Here is a 23920-nt window from a genome sequence, read left to right as displayed (position 1 = left end):
ATCAGTTGCGCTCCATGTCAATGTCAATACCCAACGAACGGATTTCTTTTACCAATACGTTGAAGGATTCGGGCATGCCAGCATCAATTGTGTGCTCGCCCTTGACGATGTTTTCGTAAACTTTGGTACGGCCGGTGACGTCATCGGACTTCACGGTCAGCATTTCCTGCAGAACGTATGAAGCGCCGTATGCCTCGAGAGCCCAAACTTCCATCTCACCAAAGCGCTGACCACCAAACTGAGCTTTACCGCCCAATGGCTGCTGTGTAACCAAAGAGTATGGTCCGGTTGAACGGGCATGCATCTTGTCGTCGACCAAATGGTGCAGCTTCAAGACGTGCATCACACCAACCGTTACAGGACGCTCAAACTGGTCACCTGTACGACCGTCACGCAGAATCATTTGCTGACGTGATGGTGTCATTTGTAATGCAGCAGCGACATCTTGCGGATAAGCCAACTCCAACATTCTGGCGATCTCTGCTTCGGTAGCACCGTCAAACACTGGCGTAGCAAATGGAAGGCCTTGGCGCAAGTTCTCTGCCAAAGCAGTAATTTGCTCATCAGTGAAACCATCAATATCTTCGTGACGGCCAGTCTCGTTATAAAGCTGCTTGAGGAACTTACGTAACTCAGCTTGTTTAGCTTGTTCACGGACCATCTCGTCGATACGCTTACCAATACCCTGGGCTGCCCAACCTAAGTGGGTTTCCAAAATCTGGCCTACGTTCATACGGGAAGGAACGCCCAAAGGATTCAAGACGATATCGACAGGACGTCCGTCAGCCATAAATGGCATATCTTCAGCAGGAGCGATTTTTGAAACCACACCTTTGTTACCGTGACGGCCGGCCATCTTATCGCCAGGCTGTAGGCGACGCTTAACGGCTAAGTAGACCTTAACCATTTTTGTTACGCCAGGCTGAAGATCATCACCTTGAGTTAACTTGGTGCGCTTCTCTTCAAACGCTTCGTCAAATTGCTTACGTTTAGCTTCGATGGAGGATTTAATTGCCTCAACTTGGCTTGCAAGCTCTTCATCTGCCGGACGAATATCAAACCAATGATATTTATCTAAATCAGCCAAATACGCTTTTTCGATCTTGCTACCTTTAGCCAACTTCTGTGGGCCGCCGTTAGCAACTTTACCAACCAAAAGCTTCTCTAGACGCATGAAGGCATCGCCTTCAACAATTCGCAATTGATCATTTAAGTCCAAGCGATAACGCTGCAACTCTTCCTGAATAATGGATTGTGCTCGTGCATCGCGCTCAATGCCTTCACGGGTGAAGACTTGAACATCAATCACGGTACCAATCATTCCAGACGGGACGCGTAAGGAAGTATCTTTTACATCAGACGCTTTCTCACCGAAGATCGCACGGAGAAGCTTCTCTTCAGGAGTGAGAGTGGTCTCGCCCTTTGGAGTAACTTTACCAACCAATACGTCGCCAGCTTCAACTTCGGCACCAATGTAAACAATACCGCTCTCGTCTAAACGGGAGAGTTGTGACTCGGCCAAATTAGAGATATCGCGAGTAATTTCTTCGGAACCTAATTTGGTATCGCGAGCAACAACAGACAGCTCTTCAATATGAATTGAGGTGTAACGGTCATCAGCAACTACCTTCTCAGAGATCAAAATAGAATCTTCGAAGTTGTAACCATTCCATGGCATAAATGCCACAGTCATATTTTGACCCAAGGCCAACTCGCCTAAATCAGTAGAGGCGCCGTCAGCAACCACATCACCACGCTCAACGCGATCGCCAACCTTCACGATTGGGCGCTGATTGATATTGGTGTTTTGGTTTGAACGGGTGTACTTGATGAGGTTATAAATATCGACACCAACTTCACCGGCTGCAGTTTCATCATCGTTTACACGAATCACCACACGGTTTGCATCGACGTAGTCAACGATACCGCCACGGTTTGCCAATACAACAGTACCTGAGTCAACCGCAACGATACGCTCGAGGCCAGTCCCAACTAATGGCTTATCTGGACGCAAGCAAGGAACTGCTTGACGCTGCATGTTCGCGCCCATCAAAGCACGGTTCGCATCATCGTGCTCGAGGAAGGGAACGAGTGAAGCAGCAGCAGAAACGATCTGGCTTGGAGCAACGTCGATAAAATCGATGCGCTCTGGGCTGACCATCATCGTTTCGCCAGCTTGACGAGCAGAAACCAACTCATCAGCTAACTTGCCATTCTTATCGATCGTCGCGTTTGCCTGAGCAATCACATACTTGGCTTCTTCAATTGCTGAAAGGTAAACCACTTCATCGCTGACTTTGCTATTAGCAACTTTACGATATGGGGTCTCTAAGAAACCATGCTCATTCAAACGGGCAAATAGCGCAAGTGAGTTGATCAGACCAATGTTTGGTCCTTCTGGAGTTTCGATTGGGCAAACACGTCCGTAGTGAGTTGGATGCACGTCGCGCACTTCGAAACCTGCGCGCTCGCGTGTCAAACCACCAGGTCCCAATGCAGAAATACGACGCTTGTGCGTGATCTCTGAAAGTGGGTTGGTTTGGTCCATAAACTGGGACAACTGTGAAGAACCAAAGAACTCACGTATCGCTGAAGAGATTGGTTTGCTGTTAATCAAATCATGCGGCATCAAGTTTTCTGTCTCGGCCTGACCAAGACGTTCTTTTACTGCACGCTCAACGCGGGATAAACCTGCGCGGAATTGATTCTCAGCCAACTCACCAACACAACGTACACGGCGATTACCTAAGTGATCGATATCGTCCACTTCGCCTTTGCCGTTACGCAAATCTACAAGAGACTTAATGGTGTCGAGAATATCTTCATTCGACAAGACCATTGGGCCTTCCATCTCTGGGCGATTCAAGCGACTATTCACCTTCATACGACCAACACGTGACAGGTCATAACTGTCTTCGTTATAGAACAAGCGCTGGAACAAGGCCTCAACTGCATCCTCTGTTGGTGGCTCACCAGGACGCATCATGCGATAAATCGCGATACGAGCAGCTGTTTGGTCAGCGGTTTCGTCAGTACGCAAGGTCTGGGAAATATATGCGCCGGAATCTAAATCATTGGTATAGATAGTCTCTAATTGCTTGATACCTGCATCCCGCAAGCTTGCCAACAACTCTTCAGTAATTTCATCATTAGCGTAAGCCAAAATTTCACCAGAGTCTGGATCAATAATGTTGCGTGCCACTACACGACCAACTAAATAGTCATCAGGCACTACGATGTTTTTAGTTTTAGCAGCTTCGAGCTCACGAATGTGTTTTGCGTTGATACGCTTATCTTTTTGAATGACAACAACGCCATTCTTATCAAGCACATCAAAGTTGGCTAACTGGCCACGCAAGCGCTCGGGAACAAACTCCATCGATGCACCATTTGCACTTAACGTGAAATGGTCAAAGTTAAAGAAATTCGCAAGAATTTGTTCGTTGTTTAAGCCAATGGCTTTAAGCAAAATGGTGACAGGCATCTTGCGACGACGGTCAACACGGAAATACAAAATATCTTTTGGATCAAACTCGAAATCGAGCCATGAACCACGGTAAGGAATGATGCGTGCTGAGAACAGCAACTTACCAGAGCTATGTGTCTTGCCTTTATCGTGCTCAAAGAACACGCCTGGGGAACGGTGCAACTGAGAAACAATGACGCGCTCAGTACCGTTGATAACAAAGGAGCCATTCTCAGTCATCAAGGGAATCTCGCCCATGTAGACTTCGCTCTCTTTAACTTCTTTTACCTTAGTAGGCGCTTCGCGATCATAAATAATCAAGCGAACTTTAGCGCGCAAGGCGGAGTGATAGGTGTAGCCTCGTTGCTGACATTCTTTGACGTCAAACGGTGGCTGTGACAATTGATATGACACGTATTCCATACGCGCATAACCATTGTTGGAAACAATTGGGAAAGCAGAAGTAAATGCTGCTTGTAGACCTTCAGTAATACGCGAAGTTGGAGGCTTTTCTGCCTGCAAAAATTTAGCGTAGGACTCCAGCTGGGTTGCAATCAGGTATGGAACCTGGTGATTATTTACTCGCTTAGCAAAGCTTTTACGGACTCGCTTGCGTTCGGTGAAGCTATAGTTCATTTCATCTCCGAATTCAGCGACTGTACAAAGATTTGGCGGTTGGCCACTACCAACCACTGGCGGACAACACTAAATCCTCAGATTCAGTGTCCGACCAAACTTGCATTCTGCAGTCGTATCAGAAGGCAAACCCGATTTCAATCAGAAATGAAATCGGGTTTGACCTCTAAAGGTCAAACCCAACATGGCTAACGACTCCTTTTGGGAGGCGCTAGCAAAAGTTGCATTACTTGAGTTCTGCTTTTGCGCCAGCTTCTTCGAGCTTCTTCTTGGCTTCTTCAGCAGTCTTTTTGTCGACAGCTTCTTTAATTGGCTTAGGTGCGCCATCAACCAAGTCTTTTGCTTCTTTGAGGCCAAGACCAGTAATTTCACGAACTGCCTTAATTACTGAAACCTTGTTTGCTCCAGCTTCAAGCAAGTTCACGGTGAACTCGGTTTGCTCTTCGCCAGCACCAGCAGCAGCGCCGCCGCCTGCAGGGCCAGCAACAGCCATCGCTGCAGCGGAAACACCAAACTTCTCTTCGAACGCTTTAACCAAGTCGTTCAAATCCATTACGGACATGCTACCTACTGCATCAATAATTTCTTCTTTAGTAATCGCCATTTTTAGCTCCTAATACTTAAATAGTTAATCTGTCGCTTATTCAGCGGCAGGGGGTTCTTTGGTTTCTGTTCCAGCTTCTGGGGCTGCGGCTGCAGGCTCAGCACTTGCTTCAGGTGCGGCGGCTTCAGCTACTGCTTCTGCTGGGGCTGCTACAACTTCTGCTACGGGTGCTTCAACAGGAGCAGGTGCTCCAGCTGCCTTTTGTGCTGCTACTGCGCCCAATACGCGAGCCATTGCAGATACTGGGGCCAACATGACGCCCAACAACTGCGATAACAACTCATCGCGGCTTGGAATTGTTGCGAGGGCTTTAACGCCTGCAACATCTAACAACTTGCCGTTGTATAAGCCAGCAGTAATGACTAGCTTGTCTTGAGTCTTAGCAAAGCCTTGCAGTACTTTTGCCGAAGCAATTGGATCTGCAGAAATGCCATAGATCAAGGGGCCAACCATCGAATCAGCAAGGGGCTCAAACTGTGTGCCTTGTGCAGCACGACGTGCCAATGTGTTCTTCAAAACGCGAAGATATACACCTTGACTACGAGCGCTAGCACGCAGCTTTGTCAATTCCTCAACTGGAATACCACGGTATTCAGCGAGAACGACAGTTTGGGCTCCAGCCAATTGAGCGCCGACATCAGCAACGATTGCTTTTTTGTCTTCTACATTCAAAGGCACGGTTTAACTCCATAAAAACCAACTGTTTCCAGTTGGGGTTACACACCAGCGTCTGATTATTCAATCACAAGAAAATCTTGCGAAATCTTTTCAGGGTCGCCATCTGCGCTGGCTATTACTTTCGTAACAATTAAGAGTTAACTCTGTACAAGCAACTAACCCGCCAACGGTCTTTGATGTTCGACTCTAGCTACAGAGTCGACCCAAAGTTCTTTTGCTACAAATTACTGCGCGGCTTGTAGCGAAGCTTGATCTACACGTACGCCTGCACCCATAGTGCTGCTTACGGCAACCTTCTTCAAATAAATTCCCTTAGATGCAGGTGGCTTTGCTTTATTCAAAGCCTCCAGCAATGCTAGTAAATTGGTCTTCAATGCCGTTGGCTCGAATGAACGACGACCAATGCTTGCGTGCACAATACCGGCTTTGTCCACCCGGAATTGCACTTGACCTGCTTTTGCATTCTTAACCGCAGTTGCAACATCAGGAGTAACGGTTCCTACTTTTGGATTTGGCATCAAACCACGTGGGCCCAATACCTGACCTAAAGTACCAACGATTTTCATGGTGTCTGGGGATGCGATCAAAATATCAAAATCAATTTTGCCGCCTTTAATTTGTTCAGCCAACTCTTCCATGCCTACGATTTCTGCGCCAGCGGCTTTAGCTTGTTCAGCTTTCTCGCCTTGCGCAAAAACTGCAACACGAACATGCTTGCCTGTACCAGCTGGGAGCACCACTGCACCGCGCACAACTTGGTCAGATTTCTTGGCATCAATACCAAGCTGAACTGCAACATCGATAGACTCATCGAATTTGGCAGTTGCACACTCTTTAACGAGGGTCAACGCTTCTTCCAGTGAGTAAAACTTATTGCGATCAACCTTGGATTGAATCGCTTTTACGCGTTTAGATAATTTAGTCATGATTAGAGACCTTCCACAGTGATGCCCATGGAACGGGCGCTACCAGCGATTGTTCTAACAGCTGCGTCCATATCGGCTGCTGTCAAATCTGGCATTTTTGCTTTAGCAATTTCTTCTGCTTGAGCACGAGTAATTTTTCCAACCTTGTCGGTATGGGGACGTGGTGAACCTTTTTCCAACTTCGCAGCCTTCTTAATCATGATGGTTGCTGGTGGAGTCTTCATGATGAACGTGAAGCTCTTGTCAGCAAATGCCGTGATCACAACTGGAATAGGCAGGCCTGGCTCCATGCTCTGGGTTTGAGCATTGAACGCCTTACAAAATTCCATAATGTTCAGACCGCGTTGACCCAATGCTGGGCCGACGGGAGGTGAGGGGTTTGCTTTACCTGCAGGGATCTGCAGTTTGATAAAGCCAATAATCTTCTTTGCCATGTATTGCTCCTAAAAGCGCGCCCGACCCTATCAGGTAAGACCGCCGTTGAGTAAACGCTTTGCTAGTTTTTGGCTTTCTAGCTCCGCTCCTCGGTTAATTACAAAAACTAAATAACCATCAAATTACAAACTACTGCAGTACAAAAAAGGACTAAGTCCTTGTTTTTACATCTTTTCTACTTGGCCGAACTCCAGCTCAACTGGGGTACCGCGGCCAAAAATTGTAACAGAAAGGCGCAATCTTGACTTCTCGTAATTGACTTCTTCAATATTTCCATTGAAATCGACAAACGGGCCCTCTTTGACTCGCACGATCTCTCCAACCTCAAAAAGAGTTTTAGGCTTAGGTTTATCAACCCCGGCCTGCATCTGATCCATGATTTTTGACACTTCAGCAGTCGAAATCGGGCTTGGGCGGTTTCTAACACCACCAACGAAACCGGTTACTTTTGGCGTATTTTTGACCAAATGCCAGCTTTCGTCGGTCATCTCCATCTCAATCAGGACATATCCTGGAAAGAAACGGCGCTCTGAAACTGACTTTTGACCAGATTTGATCTCTACTACCTCTTCGGATGGGACCAAAATACGGCCGAATTTTTCAGGCATGCCCGAACGCGCAATACGCTCCTCGAGTCCTTTTTTCACACTTTTTTCCATGCCCGAATAAGCGTGGATAACGTACCAGCGCATATTGCCAGTAGCTTGTGGATTTGCGGCCAATTCAGAATCAATCATTTTTATTACTCACTTCCAGCCTAAGAAGACTGAAAAAACTAGCCATTCAATCAATTTGTCTGCAACCCATAAAAACAGGGACATGATCAGAACAAAACCAAATACGACCAAAGTCATTTGGGTGGCTTCTTTACGAGTTGGCCAAACAACTTTCTTTACTTCGTACCAAGAATCTTTTGCGTAGGAGAAAAACCTACGCCCTTCTGGTGAAATCGCCACAATCAAAACCGCAACTGCAATGCCGCCAAATAAGACGGCTAATCGCAACAATAAAGATTGGTCAACCAGCACGTAGTACAAAACCAATGCTGCTACGACAATCAAAGCAGCGAGTCCAGAGACCCAGCTGCTTTTATCTTCAGAATGACCTACTGTTTGTTGCGACATATTGCTTTCAGTTCAAATCGTGGCAGGGGCGGAGGGCATCGAACCCCCAACCTTTGGTTTTGGAGACCAACGCTCTGCCAATTGAGCTACACCCCTTTATTTCAAAAAACTACTTAAGCCAAAATCTTTGCAACCACTCCGGCGCCAACAGTGCGGCCACCTTCACGGATCGCAAAACGCAAACCTTCTTCCATCGCAATTGGCGCGATGAGTTTGACGGTAATGGTGACGTTATCGCCAGGCATGACCATCTCTTTGTCTTTTGGCAACTCGATAGAACCTGTTACGTCCGTAGTACGGAAGTAAAACTGGGGACGATAGTTGTTAAAGAACGGAGTATGACGACCACCTTCATCTTTACCCAAGATATAAACCTCGGCTGTAAAGTGAGTATGTGGGGTGATTGAACCTGGCTTAGCCAATACTTGGCCGCGCTCAACTTCTTCACGCTTTGTACCGCGGAGCAAAATACCGACGTTATCGCCTGCTTGACCTTGGTCGAGCAATTTACGGAACATCTCTACACCAGTACAGGTAGTTTTGAGGGTTGGCTTAATACCGATGATTTCGATCTCTTCGCCAACCTTAACAATACCGCGCTCAATACGACCAGTCACTACAGTACCGCGACCAGAGATGGAGAACACATCTTCTACTGGCATCAAGAACGCACCGTCAACTGCGCGCTCTGGAGTAGGAATATAAGTATCTAAAGCTTCAGCCAATTTCATGATGGCTTCTTTACCCAATGGACCTTCGTCGCCTTCAAGGGCTAACTTAGCAGAACCATGGATGATCGGTGTGTCATCGCCAGGGAAGTTGTACTTAGATAACAGTTCGCGCACTTCCATCTCGACGAGCTCTAACAACTCAGCATCATCAACCATGTCGCACTTGTTCAAGAACACGACGATGTAAGGAACACCTACTTGGCGTGCCAAGAGGATGTGCTCACGGGTTTGTGGCATTGGGCCGTCAGCTGCAGAGCAAACCAAAATTGCGCCGTCCATTTGGGCAGCGCCAGTAATCATGTTCTTAACGTAGTCAGCGTGTCCTGGGCAATCAACGTGAGCGTAGTGACGATTTGCAGTCTCATACTCAACGTGCGCAGTATTAATCGTAATACCACGGGCCTTTTCTTCAGGAGCAGCATCGATCTGATCGTATGCTTTTGCTTCGCCACCGAATTGCTTAGAAAGCACGGTTGCAATTGCTGCTGTCAAAGTAGTTTTACCGTGGTCAACGTGACCAATAGTGCCTACGTTTACGTGCGGTTTTGTCCGCTCAAATTTTTCTTTTGCCATTTTTGTCTGCCTTTAGTTAACTCTTCAAACCTACGAAATCACAATTTATAAACTGAAACATGGTGCCCATGGGCAGGATCGAACTGCCGACCTCTCCCTTACCAAGGGAGTGCTCTACCACTGAGCCACATGGGCCAATCTTTTGCTACAAATACTGGAGCGGGATAAGAGAATCGAACTCTTGACCGAAGATTGGAAATCTGCTGTTTTACCATTAAACTAATCCCGCACATCTTGGTGGAGGGGGTAGGATTCGAACCTACGTAGGCATAGCCAACAGATTTACAGTCTGCCTCCTTTAGCCGCTCGGACACCCCTCCGCGAACCCAATATTTTGACTCCTAACGGAGTATCTGTCAATCTCTCAAACGCTTTGCACAAGTAAAAACGCCCAGACCTAAGAGGGTCTGGGCGTCGCTTTGGTGCCCGGCAGTTACCTACTTTCACACGGGTAATCCGCACTATCATCGGCGTAAAGTCGTTTCACTGTCCTGTTCGAGATGGGAAGGAGTGGTTCCAACTTGCTATGGTCACCGGGCGTAGAGGGTTGAACTGTTGATAAATCAACAGTTCGATTTGAGTAAGCATGTAATAAGGATGCAGATTAAATCTGGCAAACATCCAACACAATAGTGCTGGTTATAGGATCAAGCCTAACGGGCAATTAGTATCGGTTAGCTTAACGCATTACTGCGCTTCCACACCCGACCTATCAACGTTGTGGTCTTCAACGACCCTTTATGTAGGTTAAACCTACGGGAGATCTCATCTTCAGGCAAGTTTCCCGCTTAGATGCTTTCAGCGGTTATCTCTTCCATTCATAGCTACCCTGCGATGCTTCTGGCGAAACAACAGGTACACCAGCGGAATGTCCACTCCGGTCCTCTCGTACTAGGAGCAGCCCCCGTCAAATCTCCAACGCCCATGGCAGATAGGGACCAAACTGTCTCACGACGTTTTAAACCCAGCTCACGTACCTCTTTAAATGGCGAACAGCCATACCCTTGGGACCGGCTACAGCCCCAGGATGAGATGAGCCGACATCGAGGTGCCAAACACCGCCGTCGATATGAACTCTTGGGCGGTATCAGCCTGTTATCCCCAGAGTACCTTTTATCCGTTGAGCGATGGCCCTTCCATACAGAACCACCGGATCACTATGACCTGCTTTCGCACCTGCTCGACTTGTCGGTCTCGCAGTTAAGCACGCTTTTGCCATTGCACTTTAGGTACGATGTCCGACCGTACCAAGCGTACCTTCGTACTCCTCCGTTACACTTTGGGAGGAGACCGCCCCAGTCAAACTGCCTACCATGCACTGTTCCCGACCCAGATAATGGGCCAAGGTTAGAACCTCAAATAAATCAGGGTGGTATTTCAAGGTTGGCTCCAGCGAAACTAGCATTCCGCTTTCAACGCCTCCCACCTATCCTACACAGACCGATTCAAAGTCCAATGCAAAGCTACAGTAAAGGTTCATGGGGTCTTTCCGTCTAGCCACGGGTAGATTGCATCATCACAAACATTTCAACTTCGCTGAGTCTCAGGAGGAGACAGTGTGGCCATCGTTACGCCATTCGTGCAGGTCGGAACTTACCCGACAAGGAATTTCGCTACCTTAGGACCGTTATAGTTACGGCCGCCGTTTACTGGGACTTCAATCAAGAGCTTGCACCCCATCATTTAATCTTCCAGCACCGGGCAGGCGTCACACCCTATACGTCCACTTTCGTGTTTGCAGAGTGCTGTGTTTTTATTAAACAGTCGCAGCCACCTTTTTATTGCAACCCTTTCGTCCTCCCGTTGTTCACGGTCAAACTACAAGGGCGCACCTTATCCCGAAGTTACGGTGCAAATTTGCCGAGTTCCTTCTCCTGAGTTCTCTCAAGCGCCTTAGAATACTCATCTCGCCCACCTGTGTCGGTTTGCGGTACGGTCTTGTTAGACTGAAGCTTAGAGGCTTTTCTTGGAACCACTTCCAATTGCTTCGCGAATAAATTCGCTCGTCTCACGCCCTTGAATTACGCTACCGGATTTACCTAATAGCCATCTCCAACGCAAGAACCGGGAATATCCAACACCCGGACAACTTTCCGCGATCCGTCCCCCCATCGCATCTAACAATGGTCAAGGAATATTAACCTTGTTCCCATCAGCTACGCATCTCTGCCTCGCCTTAGGGGCCGACTCACCCTGTTCCGATGAACGTTGAACAGGAAACCTTGGGCTTACGGCGAGGGGGCTTTTCACCCCCTTTATCGCTACTCATGTCAGCATTCGCACTTCTGATACCTCCAGCATCCTTTACAAGACACCTTCACAGGCTTACAGAACGCTCTCCTACCATCACATTACTGTGATCCGCAGCTTCGGTTATATGCTTAGCCCCGTTACATCTTCCGCGCAGGACGACTCGATCAGTGAGCTATTACGCTTTCTTTAAAGGATGGCTGCTTCTAAGCCAACCTCCTGACTGTTTTAGCCTTCCCACTTCGTTTCCCACTTAGCATATATTAGGGACCTTAGCTGGCGGTCTGGGTTGTTTCCCTCTTGACACCGGACGTTAGCACCCGATGTCTGTCTCCCGTGCTTGCACTTGTAGGTATTCGGAGTTTGCTATGGCGCAGTAATCCGCAATGGACCCCACTACCATGACAGTGCTCTACCCCCTACAGTGATACACGAGGCACTACCTAAATAGTTTTCGGAGAGAACCAGCTATTTCCAGTTTTGTTTAGCCTTTCACCCCTATCCACAGCTCATCCCCTAACTTTTCAACGTTAGTGGGTTCGGTCCTCCAGTACGTGTTACCGCACCTTCAACCTGGCCATGGATAGATCAACTGGTTTCGGGTCTACACCCAGCAACTAACGCCCTATTCGGACTCGCTTTCGCTACGCCTTCCCTATTCGGTTAAGCTTGCTACTGAATGTAAGTCGCTGACCCATTATACAAAAGGTACGCAGTCACCCCTTACGAGGCTCCTACTGTTTGTATGCACACAATTTCAGGATCTATTTCACTCCCCTCCCGGGGTTCTTTTCGCCTTTCCCTCACGGTACTTGTTCACTATCGGTCGATTACGAGTATTTAGCCTTGGAGGATGGTCCCCCCATATTCAGACAGGATTTCACGTGTCCCGCCCTACTTGTCTCTAGCCTAGTACCACTCAATAATTTTCACATACGGGACTATCACCCTTTATTGTTGGACTTTCCATTCCATTCTGTTAATTACTGAGATATCACTAGAAGGCTCTTCCCATTTCGCTCGCCACTACTCTGGGAATCTCGGTTGATGTCTTTTCCTCTCGCTACTTAGATGTTTCAGTTCACGAGGTTCGCTTCTCATACCCTATGTATTCAGGTATGGATACCACAAAAGTGGTGGGTTTCCCCATTCAGAAATCCCCGGATCAAAGCTTATTTACCAGCTCCCCGGGGCTTATCGCAGGTTATAACGTCTTTCGTCGCCTGTAATCGCCAAGGCATCCATCATGTGCACTTATTCACTTGATCCTATAACGAGCACCATTGCTAGTACCTGTTACAGGTTTTACTTCTACTTCTGACATGTTTGCCGTAATCCAAACTGTAAGTACTTGTTAAAGAACTTGGTAAAACTCGTTTGTATTACTGATTGATGATTCAATCTTTACCCTTATTACATTGTCAAATGTCCTCTCAAAGAAACATTTGACACTTTGCTTACTCAAATTTTTAAAGAACAGCCATAAATGGCAAAACTAAACAATCGTTAAATCGCTTAGTTTTGACATTTAGATGTTGGTGGAGGATGACGGGATCGAACCGACGACCCCCTGCTTGCAAAGCAGGTGCTCTCCCAGCTGAGCTAATCCCCCAACGTCCACTAAGTCCATATCGCTACTGCTGATTGGTGGGTCTGGTAGGACTTGAACCTACGACCCCTGCGTTATCAACACAGTGCTCTAACCAGCTGAGCTACAGACCCGTGGCTTTTATTGTCAACCGATAAGTGTGGGCACTATAGATCCAGCATCTTTCTCTAGAAAGGAGGTGATCCAGCCGCACCTTCCGATACGGCTACCTTGTTACGACTTTACCCCAGTCATGAACCCTGCCGTGGCAGTCGCCCTCCTTGCGGTTAGGCTAACGGCTTCTGGCAAAACCCACTCCCATGGTATGACGGGCGGTGTGTACAAGACCCGGGAACGTATTCACCGCGACATTCTGATCCGCGATTACTAGCGATTCCAGCTTCACGTAGTCGAGTTGCAGACTACGATCCGGACTACGATGCATTTTCTGAGATTAGCTCCCCCTCGCGGGTTGGCAACCCTCTGTATGCACCATTGTATGACGTGTGAAGCCCTACCCATAAGGGCCATGAGGACTTGACGTCATCCCCACCTTCCTCCGGTTTGTCACCGGCAGTCTCTTTAGAGTGCTCTTGCGTAGCAACTAAAGACAAGGGTTGCGCTCGTTGCGGGACTTAACCCAACATCTCACGACACGAGCTGACGACAGCCATGCAGCACCTGTGTTCACTTTCTCTTACGAGCACCTAATGTATCTCTACTTCGTTAGTGACATGTCAAGGGTAGGTAAGGTTTTTCGCGTTGCATCGAATTAATCCACATCATCCACCGCTTGTGCGGGTCCCCGTCAATTCCTTTGAGTTTTAATCTTGCGACCGTACTCCCCAGGCGGCTGACTTCACGCGTTAGCTACGTTACTCAGGATGTAAATCCCGAACAACTAGTCAGCATCGTTTAGGGCGTGGACTACCAGGGTATCTAATCCTGTTTGCTCCCCACGCTTTCGTGCATGAGCGTCAGTGTTATCCCAGGGGGCTGCCTTCGCCATTGGTATTCCTCCACATATCTACGCATTTCACTGCTACACGTGGAATTCTACCCCCCTCTGACACACTCTAGCTATACAGTCACAGGCGCCATTCCCAGGTTAAGCCCGGGGATTTCACGCCTGTCTTGTATAACCGCCTGCGCACGCTTTACGCCCAGTAATTCCGATTAACGCTCGCACCCTACGTATTACCGCGGCTGCTGGCACGTAGTTAGCCGGTGCTTATTCTTCAGGTACCGTCATTCCCGGACTGTGTTAGAGCCGGTGTTTCTTCCCTGACAAAAGAGCTTTACAACCCGAAGGCCTTCTTCACTCACGCGGCATTGCTGGATCAGGGTTGCCCCCATTGTCCAAAATTCCCCACTGCTGCCTCCCGTAGGAGTCTGGGCCGTGTCTCAGTCCCAGTGTGGCTGATCGTCCTCTCAGACCAGCTACTGATCGTCGCCTTGGTGGGCTTTTACCCCACCAACAAGCTAATCAGGCATCGGCCGCTCTAATCGCGCGAGGTCTTTCGATCCCCCGCTTTCCCCCTCAGGGCGTATGCGGTATTAGCACAGCTTTCGCTGCGTTATCCCCCACGATAAGGTACGTTCCGATGTATTACTCACCCGTTCGCCACTCGCCACCAGGTGCAAGCACCCGTGCTGCCGTTCGACTTGCATGTGTAAGGCATGCCGCCAGCGTTCAATCTGAGCCAGGATCAAACTCTTCAGTTCAATTCCTGTGATCCTTGCGGATCGTCGCACTCATTCAAGAAATTGACTTGGTAATAAAACCAAATCTTTTTACTGTCTATGAGTACTATTTATTTACATCTGTCCCGAAGGACTGGATGCTTTCACTTAGTACCCACAATTATCGGTTGACTAATTTTTAAAGAGGGCTGGCTTGTTTTGTATTTCAAATAACATCCAGCAGAGAGGTGAGACTATAGCGCACTTATTTTGGGTCGTCAACACCTTTCGTAGTCTTTTTCTTATAAAAACGCTATTTTTTGATAGCCAAATCCAGAAAACGTATCAAAATCAAGGATATAGAAAAAATAAAAAAATTACACTTTTATGAAAAAAATAGGGCTCCTGACAGTAATTTTCAATTTTTTGGATTTTTTCTTCAGTAATCACCCAATTTTTAGGTTATCAGCCGTGAAATAAGTGTTGTTTTTCCTGTCTTATAAGGGAAAACCCTGAAATATTTGGAGAAGCCTGCTAGAGTATTGCTATGTATACAAAAAATGTTAATTTGCCTATCCCCGGCGGTCTAGCCGTTCCGGTCCGCGAATTAAACGCCGGACACCGTGCTGCCATCCTAGAACATTTTCTATTACTAGAAGAAGAGGATCGTCGCCTACGCTTTGGCACCCAGACTCCCAATGAAGTCATTGAACACTACGTTGAGAATCTCAATTTTGATCATGATTCTGTCTTCGCAGTATTTGATGCTGATCTCAAGATACTTGGACTCGCGCACTTAGCCTACTTACCCGCACAAAAAAATCAGGCTCTTGCTGCAGAGTTTGGAGTATCTGTTCTTGAGCACGCAAGGGGTCACGGCGTTGGCACAGCACTGCTTGATAGAGCGGCGACACATTCACGAAACACGCGTGTTGAAACTTTGTACGTGCATTGCTTAGCAAATAACAAATCTATGATGAGCTTGGCACAAAAGGCGGGTATGCGTGTTGAGTTTGCATATGGCGATGCTGATGCCTATCTCAAACTTGATCCAGCCACTTCGGCCACGCTCGTTACAGAAGTTGCTAATGCTCAGTGGGCTAACTTTGATTACGCACTAAAGTCAAACCTCAAAAATGCTAACGATGCATGGCAATGGTTCTTAAGCCATGGGGTCGCCAAGGTTTAATTTACCTTGGGGTTGGCGCGCCTTGCAAAATCCAAGCGCTCAATACCGATAGTTCTGCATCACTTAATTTAGTATTCGCAGGCATTGGGACAACACCCCATGCTCCCGCACCACCATGACGAATTTTGTTTTTCAAATACACCAGCGCATTTGTATTGCCCTGATATTTTTTTGCAACATCTTGATAGCTTGGGCCCACAATTTTTTTATTGACCGCATGACAACCTAGACATGCATTTTGCTTGGCCAGGGCATAGGCATTAGCATCATCTTGCCCTGCATGGCATGGGGTAGCACACAATACGCAAATAGGGAGTAAACAAGCGATTGCTTGGAGGAACTCTCGCAGAAACTTCATTAAGGATCTATGATGGTTACTGTGGCTTTACAGGGCTTGTAGGTTGGCTTTCCTCTGCCTTACCTAGCTTCTCTAAGCGAGCCTTCTCGGCGTCTGAGATGATGTCAAAGAATGCAAATACTTCTTTAACTCCGTTCGTATTGCTGGCTACTTTTTTAGCTAGATCTGCCTCGTTTTGAGTGAGGATGCCCATCAAGTAAACGTTTTCACCCTCAACAATGATGTCCATTGAATTTGATGGCAACTTATCTGTAAAGATCATTTGGGTCTTTACTTTGGAGTCTAAATACGAATCGCTTGCGCGAGCAGCATAAGAACTGTTTGGCCCTACGATTAATTGATTGAATACTGAACGAACGTTCTTCAGGCTCTTGACGTACTCGGCAGCTTGATTCTTGATCTCTTCATTCTTCACTTCGCCAGTGAGCAATACTTTCTGGTTGAAAGAGTTCACATTGATATGGGCTGAGTTTCCAAAACGTTTTGCAAGTGCACTATCTGCTTCTAACTCCAATCCTTTGTCGGTTGCTTGAACACCAGGACTTCGACGATCAGCCATCACTGAAGCGGTTGCGGCAACTCCACCCACAGCCAAAACTCCGCACCCCGATAAAAATGAAAGCAGTACTCCAACGACAATCAATTTACTGAGAGACTGAGTCTGCATTTTTATTTTCTTGAAAATCGTTTAATCAAACATCAAATGGTCAACGCCATCGCAAAGGCTATGTAATAAAACTAAATGCGTTTCTTGAATACGAGCGGTGCGAGTGGAGGGCGCACAAAGATGCACATCATTACTATCTAGCAGGCTGGCAATTTTTCCGCCGCCATTGCCAGTTAGCGCAATCACTTTCATGCCGAGTTTTTTTGCAGCCTCGATGGCTTTCACTACATTCTTGGAGTTGCCTGAGGTAGAGATGCCAAGCAAGATATCGCCTGGTTTACCAAGCCCCCGTACTTGCTTGCTAAAGACTTCGTCGTAGCTGTAATCATTTCCAACGGCCGTCAGAATCGAGCTATCAGTAGTCAATGCAATTGCGGCAAGCTCTTGACGCTCGCGCTCAAAACGGCCGATTAACTCTGCTGCAAAATGTTGCGCATCAGCGGCCGATCCGCCATTGCCACAAGCCATCACTTTGCCGCCGTTGCGCAAACAGTCTGTCATGGCAATAACACCCTGAGCTACTGCAGTTGGCAGAATTTTCTCCGCCTCTTGCTTCACTGCAATACTGTCTAAAAAGTGTTGGGAGGCTCTTGCACGCAAGCGTTCCATTGTTTTTTGATCCATAACAATATTATGACCCAATTTGAAGTGAAACACTGTTTCAAGGGGCTCTATATAAAACCCACGTATGCTCTTACTTGTATAAGACTGACTTGCAAACAATATCTATGGAATTTGATCGTTTTGACTTTCTGAAGCAGCAAGATTTGCCAGCCGGGGCGCTGTATCTGGTTGCAACCCCAATCGGCAATCTTGGTGACATTACCTTGCGCGCCCTGCATGTCCTAAACACAGTTGAAGGAATTGCGTGTGAGGATACCCGTCATAGTGTTGCACTGCTTCAACAATTTGGCATTCATAAAAAATGTTTAGCCCTGCATGAACATAATGAGATGAGTGGTGCCCAAACCGTCATTCAACATCTGGCCAATCATGAAAGATGGGCATACATCTCGGATGCGGGTACGCCCGGGGTATCCGATCCTGGCGCCCGCTTAGTCCAAGCTGTCCATACAGCAGGCTTTAGAGTAATTCCTATTCCTGGCGCCAGTGCGGTTGCTGCAGCAGTTTCGGTAGGGGGTTCCGTATTAAGCGCATCAGAAGGGCGCTTTCAATTTTTAGGCTTCTGGCCAAATAAAACAAAAGAGCGTGATGCCCTGCTAATGCTCATTCAAAAAAGCTTACAAACCAGCATCTTTTTCGAATCACCCCATCATATTCAAGAAACCTTAATACGAATTTCGCAGACTCTTGAGCCAGAACGTGAACTCATGATTGGGCGAGAGTTAACCAAAAAATTTGAGCAAGTTAGTTTCGTTAGGGCTGCCGATATTCCACAGTGGCTAGCACAAGCATCTAGCCTAAAGGGTGAATTTGTCATTATGGTTTCGGGTCGCAAAGCCGGCAAAGATCTAGTTTCAGATGAATTATTGAGCCTCTGGGTTGATACACTCAAGCCTTACTTGGGCAGCAAAGAAATTGCTGCAGTTCTGGCTCAAACTCTCTCAGTGCCCAAAAAAGAGGCTTATCAAGCAGCCATCGATTCCAAGGTGGAGGGTGCAAAAAAATAAAGCTGACCAACTGTCAGCTTTATTCATCTCTTGGTTAGGGCTAACCGCCAGTCTTGACTTCAGCTGGAGGATTAGCATCCTGAACATTCAGCTGGCCAACTGGCTTGATAATTTCATCGGCAGACTTACCGCTATCAATACGCTTACCGTTATTGACATAAACCATCAACAATAAAATCACAATCAATGGCACAAAAAAACTTGCAAATACAACGGTGATGAGTTGTTTTGGTGACTTAATTAGGTTGCCGTGCTCGTTGCTCATAGGACTTTTGTAGTTTTATAGGTTGTTGGGTTAATTAGGTTCAATTATAGCGAGTGCTTTTTGCCTAGGGCACTTACAATACGAGTGCAGCCAATGATGGGTTTCAAATGGCGCCCGTAGCTCAGTGGATAGAGTATTGGCCTCCGAAGCCAAGGGTCGCAGGTTCGATTCCTGCCGGGCGCGCCAGAGTAGGGGTATTTTTAACCTAGGTCGTGCGCGAAAACTCAAAAACCGCTATTATTTAATTCTAAATAATTGATTTCTAATGAATATTAACGTGTCTAATCATCTAAATCCATCCCTTACCGATCAAAATATGGCCCCCTTAGCCCCTAGCGAGCCATTGCCTCATCGCAAAATTATTCGCGGCTGGCTAATTCATATGGCACAGGGCCAGATTGGTCGTGCGCTAGGCCTTTTAGTGCTTGATGCTGCTTTATGGTTAGGATGCATTGCGGGTACCATTTTTATTGAAAACATTGCCGTCAAGATTGCATTAGGCTTAATTGCTGGCTTTGTTACTGGACGCATTTTCATCTTGGGGCATGATGCCTGTCACCAGAGCTTTACGCCCAATCGTGAGCTCAATAAGGTCCTTGGCCGGATTGCTTTCCTGCCCTCACTTACTCCCTATAGTCTTTGGGATGTTGGCCATAACGTGGTTCACCATGGTCAGACAAATCTCAAGGGATTTGATTTTGTCTGGGCGCCTCTATCCAAGGCGGAATTTGATGCTTTGCCAGCATGGCGCAAAGCACTTGAGCGTCTTTATAGAAGCGGTTGGGGCCCGGTTTTTTACTACCTCATTGAAATTTGGTGGAGACGTGAGTACTTCCCAAATGCAAAAAATAAACCAGGTGATCGTCCGATTTTTCTGAAAGACAACCTATTGGTTACGGCTTTTGCAATCGTCTGGATTGCTTGCTTAATCGCTGGAGCGTTGGCAACAGGTCAGTCTGTTTGGATTGGCCTCATTACCGGTTTTGCTCTTCCATTCTTGTTCTGGAATGGGATGATTGGTTTTGTAGTTTACGTACACCACACCCACCCCTCTGTATCTTGGTATGACAAAAAATCAGAATGGTTGCGTGCCCAGCCCTTTGTTTCCACCACTGTCCACCTGACATTTGGCTGGATTTGGGGCGCCCTGATGCACCACATCATGGAACATACTGCCCACCACGTTGATATGAGCATCCCTCTTTACAACCTAAAAGATGCTCAAAACACCCTCGAAACAATGCTTCCAGAGCGGATTTTCATTCAAAAATTCTCTTGGGAATGGTATTTTGATACTGCCCGCAAATGCAAGCTTTATGACTTCGAAAATAAAGCTTGGTTGGATTTTGATGGCAATAAAACGGCGGATTCGGTTCGAGTTCTGCTAAGCCCAGCCCCAGCGGGACAAAACGGGTAAAATAGACCTTCTGTTTTGATTTGTCTTACCCGGATTGCCCATGACTACCTCGACTCCAGCCGCTACCCAAGAAACCTCCCAGAGCCTTAAGTTTTGCTCTTCTTGCAGTCGTGAAAAGCGCCTTGAGGGCGGAACCTGGATTCCGACCAGGAATCGTAAGCAACGTTGGATTTGCGCAAGCTGCCTTTACAACCGTACACATCGTACGGGCTCTGCAAAAACCTAAAACGGGACTAGACACCATCCCCAACATAGGGATTGGTTTTTCTTTCTTGTCCAAAAGTAGACATCGGCCCATGTCCGGGCACAAATTGCACCTCATCGCCTAAGGGCCATAACTTTGTCTTTATGGCATTAATTAAATCGGCGTGATTACCGCGCGGGAAATCGGTTCGACCAATTGATCCTGCAAATAACACATCGCCAACCAAGGCTAGCTTATCTTCTTTGTCAAAAAATACAACGTGTCCCGGAGTATGTCCTGGGCAGTGGAAAACTTCGAAATCTACTTCGCCAACTTGGACATGATCTCCGTCATTAAGCCAGCGATTGGGCTCAAAAACTCTAGCGTGACCAAACCCAAAACGAAGGGTTTGCTCTGGTAGCTGATCAATCCAAAAACGTTCCTCAATTTGAGGGCCCTCAATCGGGACGTCCAATTGCTCTGATAGCTCTTGAGCTGCAGCACAATGATCAAGATGTCCGTGCGTAAGCAGAATCTTTTTTACCTTGCCACCCATTTGCTTTACGCCATCTAGAATCTTCTCTATATCGCCGCCTGGATCAACAATAGCTGCATCACCAGTCTTTTGACATACCAAAATTGAACAATTTTGTTCAAAAGGCGTAACTGGAACGATACCTAATTTAATGGGCATATTTTGATAACTTGTTAAGTGAATCAGTAAGATGCCAGTTTAGAACACAAGTTATAAAATAAGCCAACAAGGTTAATAATGAACACACAAGAAAAATTTAGATTTGCTCAAACTCATGAGTGGGCCGACCCAGAAGATGATGGCTTGGTGTGGGTGGGGATTAGCAATCATGCGCAAGAAGCACTTGGCGATGTCATGTTCTTTCAAGCACCAAAGCTAGGTCTAGCTGTAAGGCAAGGAGAAACCATTGCCGTCATTGAATCAGTGAAAGCGGCAAGTGATATTCATGCCCCCATCAGTGGAGAGATCGTTGCCCTCAATCCTGAAATTGAGAGTCAGCCTGAAATCATTAATGAAAAACCGTATTCCGTTTGGCTTTTTAAAATCAAGCCGAACTCTGCTGCTGAATTAAATACAGAGCTTCACAAGCTAATGGATTTAGAAAATTACTCTGCTACTGCAGGGGCTTGATATTCTTCTCGCTGCACTAAATTGCAATTGGGTCGCGCTCAATCAACCAACGAATACGTGTAGCCTTGCTAATGCGGCCCTGAGAGTCCTGACGTAACAGTCGATCAATTGCTTCGAGCAATTCTTGTAAGTGTTTTCGGTTATTGGATTCAATCAATAACTGCGCACGCTCAGAACCCGCTAGTCGCATGATGGTTTTGGGAACGGGGTCATAAATCTTGACGCCTTTATGCACCAACCCCCGCTCTACTAGCTGAGCCTTCAGCTCACTGAGAAACTGAATTGCTTTTGCAATGCTCTTGCCCTCCGCATGGATGAGTCCTTGATAAGAAAATGGTGGAAGTTTTGACTCTTCCCTTTCTTTGGCTGTGAAAGATAAAAAGCCATCAACATCATGTCTTAATAAATACTGAAACACTGCTGCATCAGGATGCTGTGTTTCAATATAAATATCCCCGCTCTCCTGGTGATGCTGTTGCGAGCGGCCTGCCCGTCCTGCCACCTGAATCAGCTGCGCAAACAATCTTTCAGCAGCCCTAAAATCTGGTGAGTACAAGCGGCTATCAGCATCTAACACTGCAACTGTTCCAATGTTTTGATAATCATGGCCCTTTGCAATCATCTGCGTGCCCACAACAATATCAACTCCACCCTCATGAATTTTTTGGAAGAGCTCTTCAGCATCCTTGCTCCTCCTGCTTGAGTCGGTATCTATCCTTAAGACTGTGGCTTGAGGCCAAGCATTTTCTATTGCATCTTCAATTTTTTGGGTGCCTTGGCCTACCGGCTTTAGATCTGCATTGCCGCAATCAGGGCAAAAATTAGGCATTGGTTTTACTAAGCCGCAATGATGGCAACTCAATACTGTTTTTTTACTCAAGGCTCCTGCTTTATGCATCACCATACAAGACGAACATTGGGCACACTTTGACATCCATGAGCAGGCAGGGCAACTAATGACTGGCGAATATCCTCTTCGATTAATCAAGACTAAGCTCTGCTTTTTCTCTCCAAGTGATTTGGTGATTGCCCCTTCAATGGTTTTGGTGAATAACGGCGAATGCTGAGATCGATTTTGAGGATCTTGCGTATTTACCAGATGCACCTTGGGTAGAGTTGCCCCCTGAGCGCGACTGTCTAACCTAATGTATTCATAACGCCCAAGCTGTGCTGCCATCCAAGTTTCTAATGATGGCGTGGCAGAAGCCAATAAGATAGGCAGCCCTTGATCATGTGCGCGCCAGATGGCAAGATCTCTGGCAGAGTAGCGGGTTCCTTCTTGTTGTTTATATGAGGGGTCATGCTCCTCGTCGACCACAATGGCTCGCAGATTTGGCATGGGTGTTAGCACTGCTAAACGTGTGCCCAATATGATTTGCGCCTCTCCAAGCATGGCCTCCTGCCAAGAAATACCGCGCTGTTTCTCGGAGACCCCGCTATGTAATAGGGCAATTTTTTTATCCGGAAAATAGGCTTTGATGCGACGCTCTAATTGAGGGGTTAAATTAATTTCCGGAACCAAGAGTAGCACTTGGGAATTTTTCTCTTCCAAAATGCTGGCCAACCAGTTTAAAAAAACGGCTGTCTTACCGCTTCCAGTTTGACCTTGCAGCAGGATTGCCCTAAATGCGCCTAAGTTCTCTTTTTGCAAAAGAATATTCAGTGCATTTTTTTGTTCTGGATTCAATTGATCAACGCCAATGAATTTCTCAGAAGTGCTTGCTGTTTTGTTTTTTTTCTTTTTACTTACAGGGGGCTGCGCTACTAGCCGCAACTTGTCCCAGCGTTCAGGCTTTCGCCACATTTGCGGGATTGAGGGCACAATCGTTTCACCCAAACTATGGATGTAGTACTGGCTTGCAAAGTTCATCAGGCTCAGTAGCCCGGCATCTATCCGGGGGAGTGGTGCAACATCTATGACGCTCTTTATTTTACTTATCTCTAAATCAGAGTGAGTATTTACTTTTATTACAACCCCTACGGATAATGCACCTCCAAATGGGACCGATACAATCAGGCCAACCGCTGGCTCGCATCCAAGCCTCTCAACATCCCAGGCGTAGTCAAAGGCTTGCGCCAACGGCTTATCTAGAACAATCTGGACAAATAGAGCGCTAGGCATCATCTTTTATGTCTATTTTCCTGTGGATAAGTCTGTGGATATCATTCCAATATACTGATTTATCAATCAACTTACCAAATAAGTCGGCTTAGGTACAAATTGATGGTTTAAATATAATTCTTTATAAATCAATAAGTTATAACTACTTCTCGAAGCTCTTGTTGATCTTTATCTCGAATCTATCTGAATTTCAAAAGTGCTACTGTGCTGTGCATAACTTTGGTAAAA

At 46.8% G+C, this 23920-nt stretch carries 17 protein-coding genes, 7 tRNA genes, 3 rRNA genes and 1 pseudogene; 5 read left to right on the top strand and 23 right to left on the bottom strand.

The features are described from left to right. Window position 1 precedes the first annotated feature (1 nt). The 17 genes and pseudogenes from rpoB to ICU98_RS00180 form a co-directional block, all read right to left on the bottom strand. Window positions 2–4102: a DNA-directed RNA polymerase subunit beta gene (gene rpoB / locus ICU98_RS00260; RefSeq protein WP_215352210.1), complete on the bottom strand. Its 4101-nt coding sequence runs from the start codon at window positions 4100–4102 to the stop codon at window positions 2–4. 226 nt (window positions 4103–4328) lie between these two features. Beyond that, window positions 4329–4706, bottom strand: coding sequence for a 50S ribosomal protein L7/L12 (gene rplL, locus ICU98_RS00255; protein WP_215336677.1), 378 nt, complete (start codon window positions 4704–4706; stop codon window positions 4329–4331). A gap of 159 nt (window positions 4707–4865) precedes the next feature. After that, window positions 4866–5384, bottom strand: a pseudogene (gene rplJ / locus ICU98_RS00250) (50S ribosomal protein L10); the annotation flags it as partial. Between the two features lie 224 nt (window positions 5385–5608). Next, window positions 5609–6310: a 50S ribosomal protein L1 gene (rplA, locus tag ICU98_RS00245; protein WP_215336674.1), complete on the bottom strand. Its 702-nt coding sequence runs from the start codon at window positions 6308–6310 to the stop codon at window positions 5609–5611. A 2-nt stretch (window positions 6311–6312) separates the two neighbouring features. Further along, window positions 6313–6744, bottom strand: a complete 432-nt coding sequence (gene rplK / locus ICU98_RS00240) for a 50S ribosomal protein L11 (protein ID WP_112202579.1) — start codon at window positions 6742–6744, stop codon at window positions 6313–6315. A 165-nt stretch (window positions 6745–6909) separates the two neighbouring features. Next, window positions 6910–7482 carry a transcription termination/antitermination protein NusG gene (gene nusG / locus ICU98_RS00235; protein WP_215352208.1) on the bottom strand — a complete coding sequence of 191 codons (573 nt, stop codon included), beginning with the start codon at window positions 7480–7482 and terminating at the stop codon, window positions 6910–6912. Between the two features lie 9 nt (window positions 7483–7491). Continuing rightward, window positions 7492–7869, bottom strand: a complete 378-nt coding sequence (gene secE / locus ICU98_RS00230) for a preprotein translocase subunit SecE (RefSeq protein ID WP_215352206.1) — start codon at window positions 7867–7869, stop codon at window positions 7492–7494. Between the two features lie 20 nt (window positions 7870–7889). Then, window positions 7890–7965: transfer RNA gene (locus tag ICU98_RS00225), tRNA-Trp, on the bottom strand. A 17-nt stretch (window positions 7966–7982) separates the two neighbouring features. Beyond that, complete coding sequence (gene tuf / locus ICU98_RS00220; RefSeq protein ID WP_215336684.1) at window positions 7983–9173, bottom strand: elongation factor Tu; 1191 nt, start codon at window positions 9171–9173, stop codon at window positions 7983–7985. Window positions 9174–9233: 60 nt separating this feature from the next. Continuing rightward, a tRNA-Thr gene (locus tag ICU98_RS00215) sits at window positions 9234–9308 on the bottom strand. 20 nt (window positions 9309–9328) lie between these two features. Beyond that, window positions 9329–9402 (bottom strand) — tRNA-Gly (locus ICU98_RS00210). A gap of 6 nt (window positions 9403–9408) precedes the next feature. After that, a tRNA-Tyr gene (locus ICU98_RS00205) sits at window positions 9409–9493 on the bottom strand. A 104-nt stretch (window positions 9494–9597) separates the two neighbouring features. Continuing rightward, window positions 9598–9711 (bottom strand): 5S ribosomal RNA (gene rrf / locus ICU98_RS00200). A gap of 105 nt (window positions 9712–9816) precedes the next feature. Beyond that, window positions 9817–12691: ribosomal RNA gene (locus ICU98_RS00195) — 23S ribosomal RNA — on the bottom strand. A 268-nt stretch (window positions 12692–12959) separates the two neighbouring features. Then, window positions 12960–13035 (bottom strand) — tRNA-Ala (locus ICU98_RS00190). A gap of 33 nt (window positions 13036–13068) precedes the next feature. After that, window positions 13069–13145: transfer RNA gene (locus ICU98_RS00185), tRNA-Ile, on the bottom strand. 58 nt (window positions 13146–13203) lie between these two features. Continuing rightward, window positions 13204–14736 (bottom strand): 16S ribosomal RNA (locus ICU98_RS00180). The 16S, 23S and 5S rRNA genes sit together here with 5 tRNA genes alongside, the layout of an rRNA operon. Before the next feature lie 505 nt (window positions 14737–15241). Here ICU98_RS00180 and ICU98_RS00175 point away from each other — a divergent pair. Then, complete coding sequence (locus tag ICU98_RS00175; protein ID WP_215352205.1) at window positions 15242–15883, top strand: GNAT family N-acetyltransferase; 642 nt, start codon at window positions 15242–15244, stop codon at window positions 15881–15883. 1 nt (window position 15884) lies between these two features. Here the strand turns inward: ICU98_RS00175 and ICU98_RS00170 are convergent, their stop codons facing one another. Genes ICU98_RS00170 through ICU98_RS00160 form a run of 3 tightly spaced genes read right to left on the bottom strand, consistent with a single transcriptional unit; the run spans window position 15885 to window position 17532 of the window. Next, complete coding sequence (locus ICU98_RS00170; RefSeq protein ID WP_215352203.1) at window positions 15885–16241, bottom strand: c-type cytochrome; 357 nt, start codon at window positions 16239–16241, stop codon at window positions 15885–15887. Window positions 16242–16257: 16 nt separating this feature from the next. After that, window positions 16258–16908, bottom strand: coding sequence for a BON domain-containing protein (locus tag ICU98_RS00165; RefSeq protein WP_215352201.1), 651 nt, complete (start codon window positions 16906–16908; stop codon window positions 16258–16260). Between the two features lie 21 nt (window positions 16909–16929). After that, window positions 16930–17532: a phosphoheptose isomerase gene (locus tag ICU98_RS00160; RefSeq protein WP_215352199.1), complete on the bottom strand. Its 603-nt coding sequence runs from the start codon at window positions 17530–17532 to the stop codon at window positions 16930–16932. A gap of 104 nt (window positions 17533–17636) precedes the next feature. On the opposite strand from ICU98_RS00160, the gene rsmI reads away from it, so the two are divergent. Next, entirely contained in the window at window positions 17637–18539 is a 903-nt protein-coding gene (gene rsmI, locus ICU98_RS00155; protein ID WP_215352197.1) for a 16S rRNA (cytidine(1402)-2'-O)-methyltransferase, read from the top strand. A 40-nt stretch (window positions 18540–18579) separates the two neighbouring features. On the opposite strand, the gene ICU98_RS00150 is transcribed toward rsmI, so the two are convergent. After that, a complete protein-coding gene (locus tag ICU98_RS00150; protein ID WP_215352195.1) occupies window positions 18580–18804 on the bottom strand; it encodes a hypothetical protein in 225 nt (74 codons plus the stop codon). 110 nt (window positions 18805–18914) lie between these two features. On the opposite strand from ICU98_RS00150, the gene ICU98_RS00145 reads away from it, so the two are divergent. Both ICU98_RS00145 and ICU98_RS00140 read left to right on the top strand, forming a co-directional pair. Then, window positions 18915–18990: transfer RNA gene (locus tag ICU98_RS00145), tRNA-Arg, on the top strand. Between the two features lie 196 nt (window positions 18991–19186). Further along, window positions 19187–20221 carry a fatty acid desaturase gene (locus ICU98_RS00140; RefSeq protein ID WP_371818452.1) on the top strand — a complete coding sequence of 345 codons (1035 nt, stop codon included), beginning with the start codon at window positions 19187–19189 and terminating at the stop codon, window positions 20219–20221. Between the two features lie 233 nt (window positions 20222–20454). Here ICU98_RS00140 and ICU98_RS00135 read toward each other — a convergent pair whose 3' ends face one another. Further along, complete coding sequence (locus tag ICU98_RS00135) at window positions 20455–21093, bottom strand: MBL fold metallo-hydrolase (RefSeq protein ID WP_215353021.1); 639 nt, start codon at window positions 21091–21093, stop codon at window positions 20455–20457. 84 nt (window positions 21094–21177) lie between these two features. Here ICU98_RS00135 and gcvH point away from each other — a divergent pair, with 84 nt between their 5' ends. Beyond that, entirely contained in the window at window positions 21178–21570 is a 393-nt protein-coding gene (gene gcvH / locus ICU98_RS00130) for a glycine cleavage system protein GcvH (RefSeq protein WP_215352194.1), read from the top strand. 16 nt (window positions 21571–21586) lie between these two features. Here the strand turns inward: gcvH and priA are convergent, their stop codons facing one another. Then, complete coding sequence (gene priA / locus ICU98_RS00125) at window positions 21587–23695, bottom strand: primosomal protein N' (RefSeq protein ID WP_251365346.1); 2109 nt, start codon at window positions 23693–23695, stop codon at window positions 21587–21589. Window positions 23696–23920: the final 225 nt, after the last annotated feature.

It is taken from the genome of Polynucleobacter sp. MWH-P3-07-1, assembly GCF_018687555.1.
In the GTDB taxonomy this organism is placed as follows: domain Bacteria; phylum Pseudomonadota; class Gammaproteobacteria; order Burkholderiales; family Burkholderiaceae; genus Polynucleobacter.
Note: the sequence above shows the minus strand (reverse complement) of the source record. Positions and strands in the feature narration are given on the sequence as shown.